The organism is Microbacterium sp. MMO-35, from assembly GCF_037147555.1.
In the GTDB taxonomy this organism is placed as follows: domain Bacteria; phylum Actinomycetota; class Actinomycetes; order Actinomycetales; family Microbacteriaceae; genus Microbacterium.
In genome coordinates, this window is the sequence record NZ_JBBCVH010000003.1 from 150,909 (window position 1) to 172,039 (window position 21,131).

General features: G+C 68.6%; 22 protein-coding genes. 10 read left to right on the forward strand and 12 right to left on the reverse strand.

Translation table 11 applies throughout. The features are described 5' to 3' along the window. Nucleotides 1-18 precede the first annotated feature (18 nt). Complete coding sequence (locus WFJ01_RS07565; RefSeq protein WP_251446667.1) at nt 19-948, reverse strand: aldo/keto reductase; 930 nt, start codon at nt 946-948, stop codon at nt 19-21. After that, complete coding sequence (locus WFJ01_RS07570; protein WP_336628701.1) at nt 945-2,360, reverse strand: DUF2252 domain-containing protein; 1,416 nt, start codon at nt 2,358-2,360, stop codon at nt 945-947. Before WFJ01_RS07570 ends, WFJ01_RS07565 begins: the two co-directional genes overlap by 4 nt. 118 nt (nt 2,361-2,478) lie before the next feature. Between WFJ01_RS07570 and WFJ01_RS07575 the strand changes: the two genes are divergently transcribed. The 5 genes from WFJ01_RS07575 to WFJ01_RS07595 all read left to right on the forward strand — a co-directional run bounded on the left by WFJ01_RS07575 (nt 2,479) and on the right by WFJ01_RS07595 (nt 8,298). After that, a complete protein-coding gene (locus tag WFJ01_RS07575; RefSeq protein WP_442928039.1) occupies nt 2,479-4,050 on the forward strand; it encodes an amino acid permease in 1,572 nt (523 codons plus the stop codon). A gap of 109 nt (nt 4,051-4,159) precedes the next feature. After that, complete coding sequence (locus WFJ01_RS07580; protein ID WP_336628702.1) at nt 4,160-5,728, forward strand: Na+/H+ antiporter; 1,569 nt, start codon at nt 4,160-4,162, stop codon at nt 5,726-5,728. A 112-nt stretch (nt 5,729-5,840) separates the two neighbouring features. Next, nucleotides 5,841-6,221 (forward strand): VOC family protein, encoded by a 381-nt coding sequence (locus WFJ01_RS07585; RefSeq protein WP_336628703.1) that lies wholly within the window; start codon nt 5,841-5,843, stop codon nt 6,219-6,221. A 103-nt stretch (nt 6,222-6,324) separates the two neighbouring features. After that, a complete protein-coding gene (gene pgi, locus WFJ01_RS07590; protein WP_336628704.1) occupies nt 6,325-8,004 on the forward strand; it encodes a glucose-6-phosphate isomerase in 1,680 nt (559 codons plus the stop codon). A 9-nt stretch (nt 8,005-8,013) separates the two neighbouring features. Then, nucleotides 8,014-8,298: a hypothetical protein gene (locus WFJ01_RS07595; RefSeq protein ID WP_336628705.1), complete on the forward strand. Its 285-nt coding sequence runs from the start codon at nt 8,014-8,016 to the stop codon at nt 8,296-8,298. A 10-nt stretch (nt 8,299-8,308) separates the two neighbouring features. On the opposite strand, the gene WFJ01_RS07600 is transcribed toward WFJ01_RS07595, so the two are convergent. From WFJ01_RS07600 to WFJ01_RS07625, 6 genes are all read right to left on the reverse strand, one after another. Beyond that, nucleotides 8,309-8,515, reverse strand: a complete 207-nt coding sequence (locus tag WFJ01_RS07600) for a DUF6458 family protein (RefSeq protein ID WP_442928040.1) — start codon at nt 8,513-8,515, stop codon at nt 8,309-8,311. 192 nt (nt 8,516-8,707) lie between these two features. Next, on the reverse strand, nt 8,708-9,910 hold the full coding sequence (locus tag WFJ01_RS07605; protein WP_336628706.1) for an amidohydrolase family protein: 1,203 nt from the start codon (nt 9,908-9,910) through the stop codon (nt 8,708-8,710). 40 nt (nt 9,911-9,950) lie between these two features. Further along, complete coding sequence (locus WFJ01_RS07610) at nt 9,951-11,576, reverse strand: ABC transporter permease (protein WP_295033826.1); 1,626 nt, start codon at nt 11,574-11,576, stop codon at nt 9,951-9,953. Next, a complete protein-coding gene (locus tag WFJ01_RS07615; protein ID WP_336628707.1) occupies nt 11,573-12,358 on the reverse strand; it encodes an ABC transporter ATP-binding protein in 786 nt (261 codons plus the stop codon). Before WFJ01_RS07615 ends, WFJ01_RS07610 begins: the two co-directional genes overlap by 4 nt. 34 nt (nt 12,359-12,392) lie before the next feature. Then, nucleotides 12,393-13,436, reverse strand: a complete 1,044-nt coding sequence (locus WFJ01_RS07620; RefSeq protein ID WP_336628708.1) for an ABC transporter substrate-binding protein — start codon at nt 13,434-13,436, stop codon at nt 12,393-12,395. A 114-nt stretch (nt 13,437-13,550) separates the two neighbouring features. Next, complete coding sequence (locus WFJ01_RS07625) at nt 13,551-14,321, reverse strand: FCD domain-containing protein (RefSeq protein ID WP_336628709.1); 771 nt, start codon at nt 14,319-14,321, stop codon at nt 13,551-13,553. Between the two features lie 167 nt (nt 14,322-14,488). Here WFJ01_RS07625 and WFJ01_RS07630 point away from each other — a divergent pair, with 167 nt between their 5' ends. Then, nucleotides 14,489-14,923: an SRPBCC family protein gene (locus WFJ01_RS07630; RefSeq protein WP_336628710.1), complete on the forward strand. Its 435-nt coding sequence runs from the start codon at nt 14,489-14,491 to the stop codon at nt 14,921-14,923. 75 nt (nt 14,924-14,998) lie between these two features. Here WFJ01_RS07630 and WFJ01_RS07635 read toward each other — a convergent pair whose 3' ends face one another. Next, the gene (locus tag WFJ01_RS07635; protein WP_336628711.1) at nt 14,999-15,757 is read right to left on the reverse strand and encodes a patatin-like phospholipase family protein; all 759 of its coding nucleotides are present in this window, start codon (nt 15,755-15,757) and stop codon (nt 14,999-15,001) included. Nucleotides 15,758-15,958: 201 nt separating this feature from the next. Here WFJ01_RS07635 and WFJ01_RS07640 point away from each other — a divergent pair, with 201 nt between their 5' ends. The 4 genes from WFJ01_RS07640 to WFJ01_RS07655 all read left to right on the forward strand — a co-directional run bounded on the left by WFJ01_RS07640 (nt 15,959) and on the right by WFJ01_RS07655 (nt 17,395). Next, entirely contained in the window at nt 15,959-16,144 is a 186-nt protein-coding gene (locus tag WFJ01_RS07640; RefSeq protein WP_292884419.1) for a CsbD family protein, read from the forward strand. A gap of 47 nt (nt 16,145-16,191) precedes the next feature. Beyond that, nucleotides 16,192-16,458, forward strand: a complete 267-nt coding sequence (locus tag WFJ01_RS07645; protein WP_292884417.1) for a GlsB/YeaQ/YmgE family stress response membrane protein — start codon at nt 16,192-16,194, stop codon at nt 16,456-16,458. Between the two features lie 172 nt (nt 16,459-16,630). Beyond that, nucleotides 16,631-16,852: a hypothetical protein gene (locus tag WFJ01_RS07650; protein WP_292884415.1), complete on the forward strand. Its 222-nt coding sequence runs from the start codon at nt 16,631-16,633 to the stop codon at nt 16,850-16,852. 27 nt (nt 16,853-16,879) lie between these two features. Continuing rightward, on the forward strand, nt 16,880-17,395 hold the full coding sequence (locus WFJ01_RS07655) for a MarR family winged helix-turn-helix transcriptional regulator (protein ID WP_336628712.1): 516 nt from the start codon (nt 16,880-16,882) through the stop codon (nt 17,393-17,395). Nucleotides 17,396-17,525: 130 nt separating this feature from the next. On the opposite strand, the gene nrdF is transcribed toward WFJ01_RS07655, so the two are convergent. The 3 genes from nrdF to nrdI are packed head-to-tail and all read right to left on the reverse strand — an operon-like array spanning nt 17,526 to nt 21,121. Then, nucleotides 17,526-18,503 carry a class 1b ribonucleoside-diphosphate reductase subunit beta gene (gene nrdF, locus WFJ01_RS07660; RefSeq protein ID WP_251446618.1) on the reverse strand — a complete coding sequence of 326 codons (978 nt, stop codon included), beginning with the start codon at nt 18,501-18,503 and terminating at the stop codon, nt 17,526-17,528. 33 nt (nt 18,504-18,536) lie between these two features. After that, entirely contained in the window at nt 18,537-20,702 is a 2,166-nt protein-coding gene (nrdE, locus tag WFJ01_RS07665; protein ID WP_295034648.1) for a class 1b ribonucleoside-diphosphate reductase subunit alpha, read from the reverse strand. Then, nucleotides 20,678-21,121, reverse strand: a complete 444-nt coding sequence (gene nrdI, locus WFJ01_RS07670) for a class Ib ribonucleoside-diphosphate reductase assembly flavoprotein NrdI (protein WP_251446613.1) — start codon at nt 21,119-21,121, stop codon at nt 20,678-20,680. The genes nrdE and nrdI overlap by 25 nt, the downstream gene beginning before the upstream one ends. Between the last annotated feature and the right edge of the window lie 10 nt (nt 21,122-21,131).

Below are 21,131 nucleotides of genomic sequence, written 5' to 3' on the forward strand. Positions count from 1 at the left end.
CTGCGCGCCGGACGGCGGTCAGGGCAGCGTGTGCCCCGCGGCCCGGAACAGCTCGTACCACTCCGCGCGGCTGAGCTCGACGTCGGCTCCGTCCGCCGCCTCCTGCACGCGCGCGGGCGTCGTGGTGCCGAGCACGACCTGCATGCCGGCGGGGTGCCGGGTGATCCACGCGGTGGCGATGCCGGTCGGGGTCACGCCGTGCGCGGCGGCGATCCGGTCGATCGCGGCGTTCAGCTCGGGGTAGGCCGGGTTGTCCAGGAAGACACCGGTGAAGAAGCCCGCCTGATACGGCGACCAGGCCTGGATCGTGATGCCCTCGATGCGGCAGTACTCCACGATCCCGCCGCCGTCCCGCACCACGCTCTGGTCGAGCGCGGCCATGTTCGCCGCGATGGGCTGGGAGATGATCGGCGCGTGCGTGATCGACAGCTGCAGCTGGTTCGCGACGATCGGCTGCGTCACCGCGGTCTTCAGCAGGGCGATCTGCCCCGGGGTGTGGTTCGAGACGCCGAAGGAGCGCACCTTGCCGGAGGCGTGCAGCTCGTCGAACGCGCGGGCGACCTCCTCGGGCTCGACGAGCGCGTCCGGGCGGTGCAGGAGCAGCACGTCGATCCGGTCGGTGCGCAGGGCGGCGAGGGATCCCTCGACCTGCCGGACGATGTGCTCGTAGGAGAAGTCGAACATCCCCTGCGCGGGCACGATCCCGCACTTGGTCTGCAGCGTGATCTCGTCGCGCTCCGCGGCGGACAGCCCCAGGGCGGCGCCGAAGCGCTCCTCGCAGACGTGCATGGCCCCGCCGTAGATGTCGGCGTGATCGAAGAAGTCGATGCCGTTCGCGCGCGCGGTGTCGTAGAGCTCCCGGATCTGCTCGTCGGTGCGGCCGTCGATGCGCATCATCCCGGCGACGACGGCGGGGGCGGATCCGGATCCGAATCGCACCTGCTTCATGATCTGCTCTCCTTCTGCGCAGCATCCTGCGCCGTGCTCGGTGCGGCATCGGGCGCCGCGTCGGCGGCCCGCGCGGTGAACGCGCGGTAGTCCTCCGCGGCCAGGTCGGCGTAGGCGCCCGCCCAGCTCACCAGCGTATCGGCGAGCTGGGCCCCCTTGCCCGCGTACCCGGCGATCTGCGCCGCGGCCGGCGCCTGCGCATGGGCGCGGGCGAGCGTGATCGCGCAGGCGACCGCGTACTCGCGATACCCCTCGTCCTCGATGACGTCGGTGTCGATCGAGCCTTTCATGTCGTGGAACTGGCGCACGTAGTAGTCGTCGCGGGCGCCCTTGATGTGTCCGAGGAAGGGATCCGAGAACGCCTGCAGCACCCGCTGCATGCCGACCACCCGCGCCCCCTCGCCGCGCTCGTCGACGCGCCGCTGCAGCTCGTCGGGCTGCACGATCCCGCCGTACTCCACCAGCACGCTCCGCCCTGCCTCCTTCACCTGCAGCAGCAGCGGCTCGGCGTCCGCCGTGCCGAGCACCGCCAGGTAGCAGCGGGTTCCCACGCTGCCCACCCCGACCACGCGCCGCGCCACGTCGCGCACCCGGTACTGCCGCAGCAGCAGCTGGATGTCGACGTTGGCCGTCGCCGCGTACTGCACGAAGGCGGTGTCGCTGAGCTCACGGATCCAGGGGTCGGCGTGCGTCATGACCGGGGGCTGCTCGATGAAGCGCAGATGCCCGTCGTCCCCGCGCACGGTGAGCTTGCGCGCGGCGCGCTCCCCCGTCCTCTTCTCGGCCGAGGCAATCGCCTTCTGCAGGGCGCGCTTCGAGTCGACGTCGATCCCGTCCCTGGTCGCGGTCGCGTCGAAATGCGCGAAGTAGCGCTGCAGCGGATCCGCACGGACGCCCGCGCGCAGCGCCCTCGCATACGCGAGGACGCACTGGCGGGCCGCCTCGTCCGCGACAGACGGCCCCCTGGTCTCGCGGGCGCCGATCACGACGCTCGCCACGAGGCGCTTCAGATCCCATTCCCACGGAGCCCAGGCGGCCTCGTCGAAGTCGTTCAGGTCGAACATCAGGGTGCGCTGCGGCGATGCGAAGAACCCGAAGTTGCCGATGTGCGCATCCCCGCAGGACGGCACCAGGATCCCCGTGTGGGGCGTCCGGGCCAGATCCGCAGCCATGAGGGCCGCCGTCCCCCGGTAGAAGGCGAACGGGTTCGCGGCCATGCGCTCGGTGCGGAGGGCGATGAGATCCGGCTGCCGCGTGCTGTTCTGCCGGTCGAGGATCCCCAGCGGATCCCGCCCCGACGTCTCGATCTTCGCCAGTGCCGCGCGCGGCGTGCGCTCCCGGACCGCGCGGCCCGCGGCCAGCCCCTCCGCGCGCGTGAACATGCGGTCGCCGACGAGGTTGGTTTCGGTCATGCCTCATTGTCGCCCTCCGCCGGTTCGTTCGTTGCCCTGCGCATAGGATCCCGGGCAAGATCTCCGATGCACACAAGACCGGCTGTCGTCCCGGGGCGGCCCCAGGGAAAGGCACCGCATGAGCGACAAGAACCCCGGCTCGGCCATGGATCCCGAGGACGCCCTCGAGAACGAGCGCGAGCTGACCGGCGACCGCACGATGGCGGTCGAGGACTTCTCCCGGGAGGACGCCGGCTACCACAAGGCCCTCAAGCCCCGCCAGATCCAGATGATCGCGATCGGCGGCGCCATCGGCACCGGCCTGTTCATGGGCGCCGGCGGCCGGCTCGCGTCCAGCGGCCCCGCCCTCATCCTCGTCTACGCCGTCTGCGGCTTCTTCGCCTTCCTCATCCTCCGCGCCCTCGGCGAGCTCGTCCTGCACCGCCCCTCCTCCGGATCCTTCGTCTCCTACGCCCGCGAGTTCTACGGCGAGAAGATGGCCTTCGTCAGCGGCTGGCTGTACTTCCTGAACTGGGCCATGACCTCGATCGTCGACGTGACCGCGGCCGCCCTCTACGTGAAGTTCTGGGCGCAGTACTGGGAACCCCTCCGCGCCGTCCCGCAGTGGGCGATCGCGCTCATCGCACTCGTCGTCGTGCTCTCGCTCAACCTGGTCAGCGTCAAGCTCTTCGGCGAGATGGAGTTCTGGTTCGCGATGATCAAGGTCACCGCCCTCGTCGCCTTCCTCATCGTCGGCACCGTGATCCTCATCATGCAGGCGCCGACCGACGTCGGGCCGACGGGCTTCTCGATCCTGGCGGAGCACGGCGGCGTGTTCCCGATGGGCTTCTTCGCGCCGTTGATCGCGATCTCCGGCGTCGTGTTCGCCTACGCCTCGATCGAGCTCATCGGCACCGCGGCGGGCGAGACCGCGGAACCCGCGAAGGTCATGCCCCGGGCGATCAACACGGTCGTCATCCGGATCGCGATCTTCTACGTCGGATCCATCCTGCTGCTCTCGCTGCTGCTGCCGTTCAGCACCTACAAGGCCGGCGAATCGCCCTTCGTCACGTTCTTCTCCCACCTCGGGGGCGCCGACACCGGCGCCGTCGCCGGATCCGTGATGAACTTCGTCGTCCTCACGGCGGCCCTCTCCAGCCTCAACGCCGGCCTGTACTCCACCGGCCGCATCCTGCGCTCCATGTCCGTGAACGGATCCGCGCCGCGCTTCACCGCCCGGATGAGCCGCAACGGCGTGCCCTACGGCGGCATCCTGCTCACGTCGGTCATCACGCTCGCGGGCGTCCTGCTGAACGCGCTCGTGCCGTCCCAGGCGTTCGAGATCGTGCTCGAGGTGTCGGCGCTCGGCATCATCGGCGGCTGGGCCACCATCATCCTCTGCCAGCTGAGGCTGCACGCGCTCACGAAGAGGGGCGTGCTGCAGCGCGCGTCGTTCCGCATGTTCGGCGCGCCCTACACGGGATATCTCACGCTCGCGTTCCTGCTCTTCGTGCTCGTCACGATGGGGTTCACCGAGACCGGGCGCTGGGTGCTGCTCTCGCTCGTCGCCATCGTCCCCGCGCTCATCGTCGGGTGGTTCGCCGCACGGCGCCGGATCCTCACCGCCGCCGCCGAGCGCGGGGGCTACACCGGCATGCACTCCGTGCTCCCGCACCGGCAGGCGACCCAGGCTCTCCGCGACGACCGCTGAGCGCATGCACGACGACGGGCTGAGCGCGCGAAACGTCCGCGCGCCCGGCCCGTAACAGCGCCGTCATCCAGCTGCGCCAGAGTGGATCCGTCGTCGGAGGGAGGCGCTGATGATCGATCCGCTGGGCGTGGTCGTCCTCGTCGGGACGCTCGTGGTGGCCGGGAGCTGGGCCGCACCCTGGCTGCGCCTCCCCGCGCCGCTGCTGCACCTGTTCCTCGGGCTGCTCAGCGGCTTCGTGCCCGCGGTGCGCGAGATCCATCTGCCGGCCGAGGTCGTGCTGGTGCTCTTCCTGCCCGCGCTGCTGTTCTGGGAGGCGTTCACCACGCCGCTGCGCGAGGTGCGCCGGGACATGCGGGTCATCCTGCTGCTCAGCACGCTGCTCGTCGTCGCCACCGCGTACGGCGTCGCGGGCGCGGGCGTCGCGCTGGGCTGGAGCTGGATGGCCGCGCTCGTGCTCGGCGCGGCGCTCGCCCCGACGGACGCCACCGCCGTCGGCGGCCTCGCCCGTGCGCTGCCGCACCGCAACGCGATCCAGCTGCGCGCGGAGAGCCTCGTCAACGACGGCACCGCCCTGGTGATGTTCACCATCACGGCCGGCGTGGCGGTGAGCGGCGTCTCCCTCACGGGATGGCAGGTGACGGGCCTGATCGTGCTGGCATACCTCGGCGGCGGCGCCATCGGACTGGCCGCCGGGCTGCTGGGGACCCTCGTGCTGAAGAGGCTGCCGGACGCGATCACCGCGAACGCGGCGATGGTGCTCCTGCCGTTCGCCGCCTTCCTCGCCGCGGAGCAGGTGCACGCCTCGGGCGTCATCGCCGTGGTCGTGGCCGGGCTCGTGATCAGTCAGACCGTGCCCCGCACCGGCACCGCCCAGTCGCGTCAGCAGATGACCTCGTTCTGGACGCTCACGACGCGGAGCCTCAACGGCGCCCTCTTCGTGCTCATCGGGATCGAGGCCCAGTCGGCCGTGCGCGCCGTGCCGGCCGCGTCCCTCCCCGGCCTGCTGCTCTTCTGCGGGATCGCCTGGATCGTGCTGCTGCTGATCCGGTTCGTGTTCCAGGTCCTCACCGCGTGGCTGCTCCGCCTCGTCGACCGGCGGCCGTCGCAGCGCGGCCGCCGCATGTCGCACCGTGCGAGGGTGGTCTCGACGATCGCCGGCTTCCGCGGCGCGGTGTCGCTCGCGGTCGCCCTCGCGGTGCCGTCGGGGATCCCGGGCCACGACCAGATCGTCTTCGTGGCGACGGGGGTCGTCGTGCTCACCCTCACCGTGCAGGGCGTGCTGCTGCCCTGGGCGATCCGCTGGGGGCGCTTCGAGCCGGACACCGCGATGGCCGACGAGCTGTCCACCGCCCAGCGGCGCTCGACGCTGGCCGCGCTGGAGGCCGTGGACGACCTGGCTCTGCGGGTGGGCGCACCGGACCCGGTGCGCGACAGGCTCATGGGCGAGTACCGGGACCGCCTGCGGCGCATCGACGGCGCGGGCGACGGGTCGGACCCCTCGCTCTGGGCGGCCGACCCCGAGTACGCCGCCCTCGGTCTGGCCGTACTGGAGCACAAGAGGTCCGTCCTGATCGGAATGCGCGACGGGAAGGCCATCAGCGACACGACACTGCGGGTGCTGCAGACCCGGATCGATCGTGACGTGCTGCGGCTGGCCCCGCCGCCGCCCATCGAGTGAGCATCACGGGCGGCGAGCGATCCCCGGGAGGGCGCCGATGTCGGTGCCCCGGCGTAGCGTCGTGCCCGACGGCGGATCCGCCGAGGTTCTCCCCACCGAAGGAGTGTGCAGCATGGACTGGAAGATCGAGCTCATCTTCGTGCCGGTCACGGACGTCGACCGCGCGAAGGACTTCTACACCCGGATCGGGTTCACCCCCGACCACGACCAGACGCCGTTCGACGGCCTCCGCTTCGTGCAGATGACCCCTCCGGGCTCGGCGTGCTCGATCGCGTTCGGCACCAATCTCGGGATCGACCTCGAGCCGGGCAAGCAGAACACGATCCAGGTCGTCGTGCCCGACGCCGACGAGGCTCTGGCGCACCTGCGCGGCCTCGGCGTGGAGGCCGACGGCGTGGACGAGCTGTCCTGGGGCCGGTTCGTCACCTTCGCCGACCCCGACGGCAACCGCTGGACGCTGCAGCAGCTGCCCGACCGCAGCGCACAGGCCTGAGATCGCCGGGGCGGATCGGAGCCCGGCGGCTCCGGTCCGCCCCGTGCCCCGCGGCGCGCGGTCATTTCGCACGCGCGCCCTCGCGCGGCGCTAGCGTGGGGGCATGACCTCCCCGATCGACGCCACCGCGACCCCTGCCTGGACCGAGCTCACCGCGTTGCGGGAGTCCTTCTCCCCCGATCTGCGGGGCTGGTTCGCCGATGACCCGGAGCGTGTCGAGCGCCTGACCTTCGGCCTGGCCGACCTCCGTGTCGACCTGTCCAAGAACCTGGTCACCGCGGAGGTCCGCGAGGCCCTGGTGCGTCTCGCGGAGCAGACCGGGGTCGCCGAGCGTTTCGCGGCCATGCTCGCCGGGGAGCACATCAATACGACCGAGGACCGCGCGGTCCTGCACACGGCCCTCCGCCGTCCCGCGGATGCGTCCCCGGCTCTGGTCGTCGACGGGCAGGACGTGGACCGCGACGTGCACGAGGTGCTCGACGCGATGAGCGCGTTCGCCGACCGGGTGCGCTCGGGCGACTGGCGCGGTGTGACGGGCAAGGCCGTGACCCACGTCGTGAACATCGGCATCGGCGGATCCGACCTCGGCCCGGTCATGGTCTATGAGGCGCTGAAGCCCTACGGCGGCGGGATCCAGGCCCGTTTCGTGTCGAACATCGACCCCACCGACATCGCGGAGAAGACCGCGGACCTCGACCCGGAGACGACGCTGTTCATCGTCGCCTCGAAGACGTTCACCACGCTCGAGACGCTGACGAACGCACGGCTCGCCCGCGACTGGCTCTGGGAGGGCCTCGCCAAGGCCGGCGTCGACGTGTCCACGGACGAGGCGCGCAGCACTGCGGTCGCACACCACTTCGTCGCCGTCTCGACGGCGCTCGACCGGGTCGCGACGTTCGGGATCGACCCGACGAACGCCTTCGGCTTCTGGGACTGGGTCGGCGGACGCTACTCGGTCGACAGCGCGATCGGCCTGTCCCTGGCGATCGCCTTCGGTCCCGCCGTGTTCCGTGAGCTGCTCGCGGGCTTCCACGCCGTCGACGAGCACGTGCGCACCACCCCCCTCGATCGCAACGTGCCGGTTCTCATGGGGCTGCTGAACGTCTGGTACGTGAACTTCTTCGACGCCCAGTCGCATGCGGTGCTTCCTTACGCGCAGCAGCTCAGCCGCTTCCCCGCGTACCTGCAGCAGCTGACGATGGAGTCCAACGGCAAGTCGGTGCGCTGGGACGGCTCTCCGGTCACCACCGACACCGGCGAGGTGTTCTGGGGCGAGCCGGGCACGAATGGCCAGCACGCGTTCTATCAGCTGATCCACCAGGGCACGCGGCTGATCCCGGCCGACTTCATCGCGTTCGTCAACCCGGCGTATCCGCTCACCGACGACGGACGCGACGTGCATGCCCTGTTCCTGGCGAACTTCCTCGCCCAGACCAAGGCGCTCGCGTTCGGCAAGACCGCGGCGGAGGTCGAGGCCGAGGGCACCACGGGCGCGCTCGTCGCCGCCCGCACCTTCGCCGGCAACCGTCCCACGACCTCCATCTTCGCGCCCGCGCTCACCCCGGCCGTGCTCGGACAGCTCATCGCGCTGTACGAGCACATCACCTTCACCCAGGGCGCGATCTGGGGCATCAACTCGTTCGACCAGTGGGGCGTCGAGCTCGGCAAGCAGCTCGCCCTGCAGATCGCCCCGGCCATCGAGGGCGACCAGGATGCGATCGCGGCGCAGGATCCGTCCACCCGCGCGCTCCTCGCCTACTACCACGAGCGCCGGAACGCCTGAGCGGCGCTCATGGACGACGGCATCGAGATCGGAGCGCTCGCACTGAACGTGTCGATCCCTCTTGCGCTTCGGTGGGAGGACGAGCGCCGAGGCGAGCGGTTCGAACTGCAGTCGCTGACGGTGCGCCTGCTTGCCGACGGGACGCTCGCGGCGAAGGCGTACGGACGCCCGGTCGCCGGCGGACGCGGCGCCTACGTGTCGTTCCCCGTGCGGCACTCCCCCGAGATCGACGCGCTGATCCTGGATGCCGCGACGAGCGCCGGCACTCGCTGGGCCGATCACCGGGGGCTGTGAGCGGCGCTCCTCAGAGCAGATCCTCTTCGTTCGCCGGAGGGGTGCGGCGGCTGCGCCGCGTGATGAGCAGGATCAGGCTGAGCAGGAACACGACCGCTCCGGCGATCATCAGGATGTAGCCGACGAGATGCAGGTCGATCCACGAGACCTGGACGTTGAGCGCGAACTCGAGGATCGCGCCGATGACGAAGAGGACGATGCCGGTTCCGATGCCCATGAGGAGTGTCTCCGTTCGTAGCGGGATGCCGTAGAGACCGACCGTAGGCCGGATCCCGCGGACTTCCACGGGGCTTGACAACCGGCCGCGGAGGCGTCGCGCCGGGTCCGCCCGACCGCCGTGGGTCCGGGGCCGCGGCACCCCGCCGCGGCCCCGGCTCGCTCTCCGCGCCCCGCGGAGAGCCTTCGTCGCTCAGCCTGCGACGGAGACCAGCGCGCCGTCGCGGGCCGCGACCGCGCCGTTCTTCAGGACCAGGGAGCGCGGCGCCGGCTGCACCACGACCTCCGCGACGGCCTCACCGGGAAGCACGACGAGGTCGGCGACCTCGCCGACCTCGACGCGCCGCGCGGCCGAGCCCAGCGCCTGGTGCCCGAGCGAGGTCGCCAGGCGTGCCGCGAGCTCGAGGTCGTCGTCCGTGCGCCAGTAGCTCTTGTACGACATCATCATCGCGCGCGACAGGATGTCGCCGTCGCCCCAGGGCGACCACAGGCTGCGCGAGGAGTCCGAGCCGAGGCACATCGCCACTCCGGCGTCGTGCAGGCCCTTGACGTCCGGCACCGGGAGCAGTCCGTGCACTCCGATCGAGAACGCGATGCCCGCATCCGCGAACGCGTGGCTGAGCCGCCCGAACTGCTCCGGGCTGGGCTCGGCGAGCGCGAACACATCGCACATGCTGACCCTGCCCCCCATTCCGAGCGCCCTGGTCCGCTCCGCGACCCGCTCGACGAGCCAGACTCCCAGCTCCCCGATCTCGTGCGCGTGGAAGTCGGCGGCCACCTGATACTTGTCGGCGAGCCCGAAGACGATGTCGAGCACCTGAGTGGCGTCGCGCTCGACCGCCGCGGGGTCGAGTCCGCCGATGCCGTCCGCTCCGTCCTTCAGGGCCTGCTCGAGCAGGTCCTCCGTTCCGGGCATGCGCAGGATCCCGAGCTGCGGGAACGCGACCACGCGGATGTCCGCGAAGGGCGCGAGCTCCTCCTTCAGCTCGAGCAGGGCGTGGACGCCCTGGAGGTCGAGGCCCGGGAAGACGTCGGCGTAGGCGCGGATGGTCGTGGATCCGGCGGCGATGCTCTTATGGAGGAACCGGCGCGCCCGCTCCTTGATGGACGACTGGGGCAGCTTCCACTGCTCCAGCGTGTCCTCGAACATCTGGTCCATCGTGATGTCCACCGAGTTCCGGCGGACCCAGGGCTCGCCCCACATGCTCTTGTCGCCGTGGGAGTGCCCGTCGACGAAGCCGGGGAGGACGAGCTGACCTCCGAGATCGATCACGTCATCGTCCGGCTCGACGGCAGCGGATCCGGACGGGACGATATCCGTGATCGCTCCGTCGGCGATCACGATATCGGTGGCGTCGGCCCCGTCGATGCGGCCGTTCTTGAGGATTGTGGGCACAGCGATACCTGCTTTCTTCGTTCGGAGGAGGTGAGGTCGGTCAAGCCAGGCGCGCGGCGATCCTGCGCTCCGCGTATCCGGCGAGCTGGTAGAGGAAGAGCGAGATGAGCAGGACCGCGGCGACGCCGCCCCACACGAAGTCGTAGTCCGACATGGTCGCCGCGACCGTCATCGAAGCGCCGAGCCCGGTACCGGTGGCCAGCCACTCGGCGACCATGGCGGCACCGACGGAGAGCGGGAGCGCGACCTTGATGGACGCGAACAGCGCCGGCAAGGCGTACGGGATGAGCAGCTTGCGGATCCGCTGCCCCCGGGTGGCCCCCGCGACCGAGAACAGGTCGACGGCGCCGCTCGGCGCACTGCGCATCGCGAGCAGAAGGTTCACCAGAGTCGGGAAGAACGTCATCATCGTGATGAGCACGGTGACGGCGAGGATCCCGCGACCGAAGATGAGCGCCAGTAGCGGCATGGCCGCCACGATGGGCACCGAGCGGAGGACGATCGAGACGGGCATGATGAGCGCCTCCACCGTCCGGAACTCGTGCACGACGACGGCCATCAGGATCGACAGCGCGGTGCCGACGAGGAAGCCGACGCCGGCGTCCATCGCGGTCTGCCCGAGTGAGGCGAGGAGGGCGTCGAAAGAGCTCTGCGGAGTGCCGCTCTGGCTGACGATCGTCGAGGCCGGATCCGTGAAGTACCGGAAGACGGACAGCGGACCCCGGGCCACCAACTCCCCACCGGGCACGGCCGCCGAGAGTCCCCACCAGAGCAGGATCACGACGGCGAGGGTTCCGACGACCGAGAGGACGACGCGGCCGAGCGCGAGCGGCCAGGGAGCACGCGCGACGCGGCGGACGACTGCGCGGGCGCTGATCGTCGAGCTCGCGTGACCGACCCACGGCATCGTGACCTTCACGATCCACGGGATCGCGAGGAAGGCGATGGCGGCGAGCGCCGAGGTCACCAGTGCGATCGCCCAGGCCCGCGGCACGTCGAACGCGCCCTGAGCCTGGATCATGGCGACGCCGAGCCCCTTGCTTCCGCCCATGTACTCGCCGATGATCGCGCCGAGGATGGCGCTCGGGGCGGCGATCTGCAGGCCGACGACGAGGCTCGGGATCGCGGCGGGGAGGCGGACCTTCCGGATCGCGGTCCAGCTCGAGCCACCGCTCGCGTGCACCAGGTCGAGCGCACTCTGGTCGACGTTCCCGAGCCCGAGGATCATCGAGACCAGGGTCGTGAACACGACGGCCTGCGCGGACAGGATGATTCCGGGGATGTTGTCCGAGAAGACGATCACGAGGATCGGCGCCACGGCGATGAGCGGGAGCGCGATCGCGCTGACGGCCACCCGCTCCAGGACGGCCTGCACGCGCGGAAACGGCAGCGTGAGCAGGGCGAGGACGATCGCGATGCCGTTGCCCCACAGGTAGCCGAGGCCTGCGGTCGACATCGTCTGGGCGATGTTCGCAGGATACGAGGCCGCATCCGCGCCGATCTGCCGCAGCACGGCGAGAGGGGCGGGCACGAGGGGCGTCACCAGGGACCCCAGCTGCCAGATCGCCACCAGGACGAGCACCGACAGCAGCGGGGCCATCGACTGCACGGTGACGTTCCTGCGCCGGCGGACTCCGAGATCGATCGCCCGGGTCGCGGTCGTCATCTTCCTGCCCCCTCGGCGTGGAAGAGCTTGCGCGACAGCCGGTCGCAGAGCGCATGGAACTCCGGATCCTCCAGGATCGCCGCCGTGCGGGGTCGCGGCAGGTCGATCGTCACGACGTCGACGATCGCGCCCGGCCGCGGAGACATCAGGATCACGGTGTCCGACAGCAGCACGGCTTCCCCGATCCCATGCGTGACGAGCACGGTCGTCGTCCCGCGCTCGGACCAGATCCGCTGCAGCTCGAAGTTCAGGTTCTGCCGCGTCAGGTCGTCCAGAGCGCCGAACGGCTCATCCAGCAGGAGCAGATCGGGATCGGTGACGAGGCTGCGCGCCAGCGACACCCGCTGCCGCATCCCGCCGGAGAGCTGCGCCGGGCGCGCCGTGCGGAATGACGAGAGCCCGACGAGGTCGATGAGCTCCTGCACCGTCCCCTCGTCCTTGATGCCGGCGATCTCCAACGGCAATCGGACGTTGGCCTCGACCGTGCGCCAGGGCAGAAGCCCCGCGTCCTGGAAGCCGACGCCGATGCGGTGCCGACGACGCAGCTCGCGCGGGCTCGTGCCGTGCACCTCGACCGTGCCGGAGGTCGGCGCCTCGAGATCGGCGAGCACGCGGAGCACCGTCGATTTGCCGCAGCCGGACGGGCCCAGCAGTCCGATGAACTCGCCCTTGCGCGCCGTGTAAGTGAAGTCCTCGAGCGCGGGGACGGTCGTGCCGTTCGTCTCGAACGTCTTGCTCAGGGCATCGATGCGCAGGCCGGGCTCGGCGATGTCGCTCTGCATGGGGATCTCCGTGGATCTCGGGGGGAGCTGAGGTTCAGGACTCGAGCAGCTCGTTGGTGAACAGGGACTTGTCGGCCTTCACACCGATCAGCGAGAGACTGTCGATGGTCTGCTCGATGAGCTTGTCCGACATGAGGAACAGTTCGGAGGTCTCGTCCCCTGCGACGAAAGGAGCGAGTGCGTCGAGGTTGGCGGTCTGGTCCTTGACGTTCAGGCCGACCTCCTTCCCGTACAGCCTGACGGTGAGCTCCGCCGCCGCCTTGTGGTCGTCCAGCATCTTCTGCGTGCCCTCGCGTGCGGCGAGCAGGAACGCCTTCGCCCTGGCGCGCTTCTCCTTGTCATCCAGGGTGGCCTGGGTGACGAAGAACACCTGCTGCATGCGGTTGAGACCGAAGTCGGCCGTCGGCATGACGTAGGTGTCGATGCCCTTGTTCTTCAGTGCCACCGGCTGGTTGGACACGAAGCCGAGCAGGGCGTCGACCTCCCCCGCCGCGAGCGGCGCCGGGTCGAACTGCGTCGGCACGAAGGTGACGGTGCTCGTGTCCACGCCGTTGCGCTTCATGAACTCGATCATCAGGTTCTGCCCGCTCAGGGTCGAGCCCAGCTTCTTCCCCTCGATGTCCTTCGGGGTCTTGATGGGATTGTCGGCGCGCGAGATCCAGCATTCCGGGCTCTTGCGCAGCCCCGCCCCGACGATGCGGAGCTTCACCCCGTTCTTGATGGCCGAGGCGACGTTCTCCGGAATGGACTCGATTCCGACATCGAGCTTGCCGGTCGTGACCAGGGGCACCACCGGCGAGTTCGGGCCTCCGGGCTGGATCGTGACGTCGAGACCCGCCTTCGTGAACAGATCCTCGTCCTTCGCGATGAACAGGCCCGCGTAGGCGACGTCGGGGATCCAGCCGAGCTTCGTGGTGAAGGGCGTGAGGGACCCGCTCCCGCCGGCCGCGCCGGTCGGTGCGCAGCCGGTGAGCGCGAGAGCCGAGGATCCGAGCGCGATCGCTCCGGCGCCGAGCGCGCCGAGGCGGAGGAAGGCTCGGCGGTCCACAGCGGTCCGGAAATCAGTGTGATGCGACATTGCATTCTCCTTGGGAGGTAGGGCGGGTGGAGTTCGGGTCGGGTCGTGCGGGCATGCCGAGTGAGCACCGGGTCGACGAGGACCCGATACCGGCGATGCGGTGGAGGCGTGGGGTCAGGTGGGCGGAAGGAGCGGCGCGGCGGAGCGATCCGCGTCTTTTCGCAGCTGCTGCAGGAGCACGTCGCCCCATCCGCTGCGCGCGAAGGCCTCGGTCTCCCGGATGGTGGCGTCGAGGTGCGCGAACATCGTCTGTTCGGCGCCGTCGGCATCGCGCTCCGCGATCCGTGCCGCGATGACGCGATGGTCGTTCTCCCACTCGGAGAGCACTCCCTGGCGGAGTCCGACCGTGAGCGTGACGCTCTCGAGCGGGTCGAGGCGCTCCACGAAGAGGGTGTTCGCGATCGCCTGGATCTGCTTGTTGTGCGAGGCATCGCCGACCGCACGGTGAAAGCCGAGGCGGTCGTGGAGCGCAGGCCCCGACGGCTCTGCGAGTTGGCCGAGGAGGACGATCTCCTCGGGAGTCGCGCGCAGCGCCGCCGCGCGGGCGGCTTCGCGCTCGATCCCGCGTCGGGCGATCAGATGATCGATGAGGTCCTCGATGCTGTGCATCTGCAGGGCGCGCTCGAAGTAGGCGCTGCGGTGCCGGTCGAGCTGCAGCACATCGCTCACACGCCGTCCCTCCCCCGTCAGGATTCGGCCCTTGCGTCCGAGCGACTCCGTGAATCCGCGCGAATCGAGTCCGGTGAGCAGCCGGTTGACGGTCGACTCGCTCGTGTCGAAGCCCTCGTCTGCGAGCTCCCGGCAGATCAGGCGAGAACCCGCGGGGGCGACCTGGGCGCGCAGCACCGAGAGGATGACTTCCTCGATCGTGGAGAGATCCCTCATCTCAGCTCCTTCGCGTGGTGATGGGTTCGAGCTTAGAAGCCCGAATTGCGTCTGTCAATACTGACAGACGCAATTCACATCTGAACCTCTTACCCCGGATGTGCTCCATGCTGGACGCCCGCCGGGTCACGGCGCATACTCGACGTGACACGTTCAGGGAGCGCGAGATGACACAGGCAGATCACGTCGCGACCGCCGAGGTCGCGGTCACCGCACGGGCCGAACAGGTCTGGGAGGTGCTCGCTGATCCCGATCGGCTGCCGGAATTGTGGTTCGGCGCCACCGTGCGGACCACCTGGCAGCCGGGATCCCCCATCACCTGGGACGGCGTCTGGAAGGGCACCCCCTACCAGGACAGGGGCGAGATCCTCGTCTTCGATCCGCCGCGCCAGCTGCGGCTCACGCATTTCAGCCCTCTGAGCGGACAGCCGGATGAACCCGAGAACCACCACATCCTGGAGTTCGCGCTCTCTGGCGACGGCTCGACGACGCGCGTGGTGCTGTCGCAGAGCAACAACTCCTCGGCAGAGGCCGCTCGGCATGCCCAGGAGATGTGGGAGCAGCTGCTGCAGACGCTGAAGGAGACCGTCGAGTCATCCTGAGGCGCGTGCCCCCGGCGGGCGCGCCCGCCCTGAGGCGCGAGCCCGATCCCGAGTCCGCCGCCGCGCGCCTCCCGCCTAGGCGGCGGAGAGCAGGCGCCCCTCCTGGTCCGCGGTATCGAGCGCGGACTCCGCGGCGCGGCGGCCTTCGGCGATGAGGCGCGGCACGTCCTTCATCACCCACTGCGCCATGCGCTCCATCTCGGGCTGGATCAGGAGCACCGTGGGGTCCGCGACGAGATCCGCGGTGGCCGTGACGGTGCGCATCATGCGCACGTTCTCCCACTTGGCGTGCAGCCGCACCACGATCGTGCGCTCCGCGCCGAGCGCGCGCGTCACGGCATCGGGAACGTTGTCGATCATCCCGCCGTCAGCGAGCAGGGCGCCATCACGGCGCACCGGCGGCAGCACGCCCGGCACGGCGATGGTCGAGCGCAGGGCGGTGCTGAGCGGCCCCCGGTCGAGGATCACGCCGCGGCGGGTGCGCAGATCCGTCGCATAGGCGCCGAAGCGTCGCGGCAGCTCCTCGATCAGAGGATCGCGGCCGAGGACCCCGTGCACCGCGTCGGTCACCGCATGCGTGTCCAGCAGACCCCAGCGCGGCCGGAACGACCAGCGCGCGATCTCGCTCCAGCGGAACCGGCGCACAGCCTGCTCGATGGTGTCCGCATCCATCCCGGCCGCATAGGCGGCGCCGATGAGCGCACCGGCGCTCGTCCCCGCGACGATCCCGGGACGGATCCCCCGCTCGGCGAGCACCTGCAGTACGCCGGCCTGCGCGGCACCGTAGGCGCCGCCGCCGCTGAGGGTCAGGCCGAGGGTCGGGTCGTCGGTCACGGGGCTCCTGTCGTGGGCGTTCCCGCGACGCTACCAGGGGCCGCCTGCGCAACGGCTGACACGCCCGGCCGCTCTTCGCTCAACGCCGCTCTCGCGACTGACCTCCGCACACGCGTTGCATCCACAACCTGGTTGGTGTTATAAAAGTTATGCCACTCACTGAACTATCTAGCGAGTGTTTCTTATCGAAACGGAGAAGACATGAGCGCTGAAGACAAGCTGTCCGCCGGAGTCGACAAGGTGAAGGGCAAGGTCGAGGAGGTCATCGGGAAGGTGACCGGCGACGACGCCAAGGTGGCCGAGGGCAAGGCGACCCAGGCGAAGGGCGATGTCAAGCAGGCCGCGGAGAAGGCCAAGGACGCAGTCAAGGACGCCCTGGGCAACTGATCGGCATTCGATTCACGACTCAGATCGACGATTGAAGGAGTAGGACGATGGGATTTCTCGGGTTTCTTCTGTTGGGCCTGATCGCCGGAGCGATCGCGAAGGCGATCCTCCCCGGTAAGCAGGGAGGCGGCTGGATCGCCACGCTGCTCCTCGGAGTGGTGGGAGCGCTGCTCGGCGGCTGGCTCGGAAGCGCTCTGTTCAACGCGCCGCTCCAGGACTTCTTCTCGCTGCAGACCTGGCTGCTGGCGATCGTGGGATCGATCGTGGTCCTGCTCGTCTACGGCCTCATCGTCGGGCGAGGCAAGCGGGCGTAGTCGAAGGGGACGACGCCCCGCCAGCACTGCCGCGGCGGCCCCTCCCGTTCTCGGGGCGGGCCGCCGCGGAGCAGGATCGCACAGCCGCTGCACCTCGCAGCAACTGTGTAGACGAGCAACTGTGTAGACAACTGAGTCAGATAGTTCTGCGGGTTTATCATGAGGAGTGATCATGACGATGGCCGTCACGGTTCCCGTCCGGACGAATCCGGCCCACGAGGCCGTCTGGGTCCAGGTGGAGAGCGGCTTCTGGGCAGGCAACCGCACGGGCGAGTTCCTCGGGACGATCGAGGCTCGGGGATCGGGATTCGTCGCCATGGACTCCGCACATCGCCTTCTCGGCTCCTATGCGGAGTTCGAAGCGGCCCGCGACGCGATCACCGGTGAGCAGTGAGCCGGGTGGAGACCTCAGGAGGAGAAGATGCCGCAGACGATCATCCGACATGAGCAGGAGCATCTCTACGCCGAGCAGGCCGGCACGGCCGCGGGCCGCGAGCTGACGCTCGCGCTGCTGCGCCTGCGCCGCGCGGAGCACATCCAGGAGACCCGCGCCCTGAGCGCCTCGGGACTGTCGAACCTGGATCTCCGGGCGCTGCGCTATCTCGTCCAGGCGCAGCGGGACGGCAGGGATCTGGGTCCGAAGGATCTCCTCACCATGCTCGACACCTCCAGCGCGAACATCACGAACGTCGTCGACCGGCTCGTGCGGAAGGGCTACGTCGAACGGGTCGACCACCCCACGGACCGGCGCGCCCGCTACCTGCGCGCCACCGCCGCGGCCGTCCAGCATGTCGATTCCGCCGTCGGCGCCCATCATGCCGAGCTGGTCGCCGCGATCAATGAGATCGACGAGAAGCAGGCGCAGGTGGCCGCATCCGTGATCAGCCGGATCGTCGCCGCTCTCGACCAGCTCTCCGAACGCCAGCTGAACACCTGAGCGGACCGGGCTCCGCCGGTCCTTCCGACCGCCCTCGATTTGTGCAAGACACGAAAGAGGCCTGGACCTGCAGAAATCCGCAGGTCCAAGCCTCTCATCAGCCCTTTCGGGCCCCGGGTGAGTCAGCGACTCAGAAGTCCCAGTCCTCGTCCTCGGTGGCCTCGGCCTTGCCGATGACGTAGGAGGATCCGGATCCCGAGAAGAAGTCGTGGTTCTCGTCCGCGTTGGGCGAGAGCGCCGACAGGATCGCCGGGTTCACGTTCGTCACGGTCGCCGGGAACATCGCCTCGTAGCCGAGGTTCATGAGCGCCTTGTTCGCGTTGTAGTGCAGGAAGCGCTTGACGTCCTCGGTGAGGCCGACCTCGTCGTACAGGTCCTGCGTGTACTGCACCTCGTTGTCGTAGAGCTCGTACAGCAGCGAGAACGTGTAGTCCTTGAGCTCGTCCTTCTTCGCCTGGTCGAGCGTCTCGAGACCGCGCTGGTACTTGTAGCCGATGTAGTAGCCGTGCACGGCCTCGTCGCGGATGATGAGGCGGATGAGGTCGGCCGTGTTGGTGAGCTTCGCCCGCGACGACCAGTGCATCGGCAGGTAGAAGCCCGAGTAGAACAGGAAGCTCTCCAGCAGGGTCGACGCGACCTTGCGCTTGAGCGGCTCGTCTCCGCGGTAGTAGTCCATGACGATCTGAGCCTTCTTCTGAAGGTTCGGGTTCTCCACGGACCAGCGGAACGCCTCGTCGATCTCCTTCGTCGAGCACAGCGTCGAGAAGATCGAGGAGTAGCTCTTCGCGTGCACCGACTCCATGAACGCGATGTTCGTGTAGACGGCCTCCTCGTGCGGGGTGATCGCATCGGGGATGAGCGACACGGCGCCGACGGTGCCCTGGATCGTGTCGAGTAGCGTCAGACCGGTGAACACGCGCATGGTGAGGGTCTGCTCCTCGGCGGTGAGCGTGTTCCACGACTGGATGTCGTTCGACAGCGGCACCTTCTCGGGCAGCCAGAAGTTGTTCACCAGACGGTTCCAGACCTCGAGGTCCTTATCGTCCTGGATGCGGTTCCAGTTGATCGCCTGCACGCGGTCGACCAGCTTGAGCGGTTCGGGAGTCATGTCAATCCTTCAGAAGAGTGGCTGATCAGAGCGTCACAGCATGCAGCTGACGCACTCGGCCATGTCCGTGCCCTCGAGCGCCATCTGACGCAGGCGGATGTAGTAGATCGTCTTGATGCCCTTGCGCCAGGCGTAGATCTGCGCCTTGTTGATGTCGCGCGTGGTCGCCGTGTCCTTGAAGAACAGCGTGAGCGACAGGCCCTGGTCGACGTGCTGCGTGGCCGCGGCGTACGTGTCGATGACCTTCTCGTAGCCGATCTCGTACGCGTCTTCGTAGTACTCCAGGTTGTCGTTCGTCATGAACGCCGCCGGGTAGTAGACGCGGCCGAGCTTGCCCTCCTTGCGGATCTCGATCTTCGACGCGATCGGGTGGATCGAGCTCGTCGAGTTGTTGATGTACGAGATGGATCCGGTCGGCGGCACGGCCTGCAGGTTCTGGTTGTAGATGCCGTGCTTCTGGATGGACTCCTTCAGCTCGGCCCAGTCGGCCTGCGTCGGGATGTGGTGGCCGGCGAACAGCTCGACGACCTTCTCCGTCGCGGGCGCCCATTCCTGGTCGATGTACTTGTCGAAGAACGCGCCGGACGCGTAGGTCGAGTCCTCGAAGCCGTCGAAGGCCGTCCCTCGCTCGATCGCGAGCTTGTTCGACGCACGCAGCGCGTGGAACAGCACCGTGTAGAAGTAGATGTTCGTGAAGTCGATGCCCTCTTCGGACCCGTAGAAGACGTGCTCGCGGGCGAGGTAGCCGTGCAGGTTCATCTGACCGAGGCCGATCGCGTGGGAACGGTCGTTGCCGTCCTCGATCGAGCGCACCGAGGCGATGTGGCTCTGGTTGCTCACCGCGGTGAGGCCGCGGATCGCGGTCTCCACGGTCGCGCCCAGGTCGCCGCCGTCCATCGCGAGCGCGATGTTCATCGAGCCGAGGTTGCAGGAGATGTCCTTGCCGATCTGCGCGTACGAGAGGTCCTCGTTGTACGTCGTCGGGGTGTTGACCTGCAGGATCTCGCTGCACAGGTTGGACATGTTGATCCGGCCCTTGACCGGGTTGGCTTTGTTCACCGTGTCCTCGAACATGATGTACGGGTAGCCCGACTCAAACTGGATCTCGGCGATCGTCTGGAAGAACTCGCGCGCGTTGATCTTCGTCTTCTTGATGCGCGGGTCGTCGACCATCTCGCGGTACTTCTCGGTGACTGAGATGTCGCCGAACGGCACGCCGTAGACGCGCTCCACGTCGTACGGCGAGAAGAGGTACATATCCTCGCCGTTCTTGGCGAGCTCGAACGTGATGTCCGGCACGACGACGCCGAGCGAGAGCGTCTTGATTCGGATCTTCTCGTCGGCGTTCTCGCGCTTGGTGTCGAGGAACCGCATGATGTCGGGGTGGTGCGCGTTCAGGTACACCGCGCCGGCGCCCTGGCGCGCGCCGAGCTGGTTGGCGTAGGAGAAGCTGTCTTCGAGCAGCTTCATGACGGGGATGATGCCCGAGGACTGGTTCTCGATCTGCTTGATCGGCGCGCCGGACTCACGGATGTTGCTCAGCAGCAGCGCCACGCCGCCGCCGCGCTTGGAGAGCTGCAGGGCGGAGTTGATGCCGCGGGCGATCGACTCCATGTTGTCCTCGATGCGCAGCAGGAAGCAGCTGACGAGCTCGCCGCGCTGCGCCTTGCCGGCGTTGAGGAACGTCGGAGTGGCCGGCTGGAAGCGGCCGGAGATGATCTCCTCGACGAGGTTCTTCGCCACGCCCTCGTCGCCGTCGGCGAGCGCGAGAGCGGTCATCACGACGCGGTCCTCGAAGCGCTCCAGGTAGCGCTTGCCGTCGAAGGTCTTGAGCGTGTAGCTCGTGTAGTACTTGAACGCACCGAGGAAGGTCTCGAAGCGGAACTTCTTCGAGTAGGCGAACTCGTTGAGCTCCTTGATGAAGTCGAACGAGTACTTGTCCAGGACGGCGCCCTCGTAGTACTCCTTCTCGACGAGGTAGTCGAGGCGCTCCTTGAGCGAGTGGAAGAACACCGTGTTCTGGTTGACGTGCTGCAGGAAGTACTCGCGGGCCGCGCGCTTGTCGGCGCCGAACTGGATCTGCCCGTTCGCGTCGTACAGGTTCAGCATCGCGTTCAGGGCGTGGTAGTCGAGCCCCTCGTACGCCTGGTTCGCCTTGTAGTCGGCCTCGGCCTTCACTGCTGCTGCTGCTTCCACCATCGTTCCAATCCGTCGCTCACGCGATCGACGTCGTCCTGTGTGCCGTAGATCTCGAGCCGATACAAGTGGGGCACCTGGCACTTGCGGCTGATGATGTCACCGGCGGCGCAGAACGCGTCGCCGAAGTTGGTGTTGCCTGCGGAGATCACTCCGCGGATGTGTCGCCGGTTGCGCTCGTCGTTGAGGAACCGGATGACCTGCTTGGGCACGGCGCCCTTCTCGACGCCGCGCCCCTGTCCCCCGCCGTAGGTCGGAGTGACCAGCACGAACGGCTCATCGACGACGAGCGGCTCCTCCGTGCTGTGCAGCGGGATCCGTCGCGCCTCGAGGCCCAGCTTCTCGATGAACCGGGCGGTGTTGCCCGAGATGCTCGAGAAGTAGACCAGCAGCGGCGCGGCGGTCGCGGTGGCGGCGTTCATGAGATCGCCT

Excerpts from the sequence above, each read along its gene's own strand:
- WFJ01_RS07645 (WP_292884417.1), top strand. The coding sequence starts at position 16,192 with ATGGGATTTCTCGGGTTTCTTCTGTTGGGCCTGATCGCCGGAGCGATC.
- nrdI (WP_251446613.1), bottom strand. The coding sequence starts at position 21,121 with ATGAACGCCGCCACCGCGACCGCCGCGCCGCTGCTGGTCTACTTCTCG.
- WFJ01_RS07580 (WP_336628702.1), top strand. The coding sequence starts at position 4,160 with ATGATCGATCCGCTGGGCGTGGTCGTCCTCGTCGGGACGCTCGTGGTG.
- WFJ01_RS07585 (WP_336628703.1), top strand. The coding sequence starts at position 5,841 with ATGGACTGGAAGATCGAGCTCATCTTCGTGCCGGTCACGGACGTCGAC.
- WFJ01_RS07610 (WP_295033826.1), bottom strand. The coding sequence starts at position 11,576 with ATGACGACCGCGACCCGGGCGATCGATCTCGGAGTCCGCCGGCGCAGG.
- WFJ01_RS07650 (WP_292884415.1), top strand. The coding sequence starts at position 16,631 with ATGACGATGGCCGTCACGGTTCCCGTCCGGACGAATCCGGCCCACGAG.
- nrdF (WP_251446618.1), bottom strand. The coding sequence starts at position 18,503 with ATGACTCCCGAACCGCTCAAGCTGGTCGACCGCGTGCAGGCGATCAAC.
- WFJ01_RS07655 (WP_336628712.1), top strand. The coding sequence starts at position 16,880 with ATGCCGCAGACGATCATCCGACATGAGCAGGAGCATCTCTACGCCGAG.
- WFJ01_RS07620 (WP_336628708.1), bottom strand. The coding sequence starts at position 13,436 with ATGTCGCATCACACTGATTTCCGGACCGCTGTGGACCGCCGAGCCTTC.
- WFJ01_RS07630 (WP_336628710.1), top strand. The coding sequence starts at position 14,489 with ATGACACAGGCAGATCACGTCGCGACCGCCGAGGTCGCGGTCACCGCA.
- WFJ01_RS07570 (WP_336628701.1), bottom strand. The coding sequence starts at position 2,360 with ATGACCGAAACCAACCTCGTCGGCGACCGCATGTTCACGCGCGCGGAG.
- WFJ01_RS07595 (WP_336628705.1), top strand. The coding sequence starts at position 8,014 with ATGGACGACGGCATCGAGATCGGAGCGCTCGCACTGAACGTGTCGATC.
- WFJ01_RS07565 (WP_251446667.1), bottom strand. The coding sequence starts at position 948 with ATGAAGCAGGTGCGATTCGGATCCGGATCCGCCCCCGCCGTCGTCGCC.
- WFJ01_RS07575 (WP_442928039.1), top strand. The coding sequence starts at position 2,479 with ATGAGCGACAAGAACCCCGGCTCGGCCATGGATCCCGAGGACGCCCTC.
- WFJ01_RS07625 (WP_336628709.1), bottom strand. The coding sequence starts at position 14,321 with ATGAGGGATCTCTCCACGATCGAGGAAGTCATCCTCTCGGTGCTGCGC.
- WFJ01_RS07600 (WP_442928040.1), bottom strand. The coding sequence starts at position 8,515 with ATGGGCATCGGAACCGGCATCGTCCTCTTCGTCATCGGCGCGATCCTC.
- WFJ01_RS07615 (WP_336628707.1), bottom strand. The coding sequence starts at position 12,358 with ATGCAGAGCGACATCGCCGAGCCCGGCCTGCGCATCGATGCCCTGAGC.
- WFJ01_RS07640 (WP_292884419.1), top strand. The coding sequence starts at position 15,959 with ATGAGCGCTGAAGACAAGCTGTCCGCCGGAGTCGACAAGGTGAAGGGC.
- pgi (WP_336628704.1), top strand. The coding sequence starts at position 6,325 with ATGACCTCCCCGATCGACGCCACCGCGACCCCTGCCTGGACCGAGCTC.
- nrdE (WP_295034648.1), bottom strand. The coding sequence starts at position 20,702 with ATGGTGGAAGCAGCAGCAGCAGTGAAGGCCGAGGCCGACTACAAGGCG.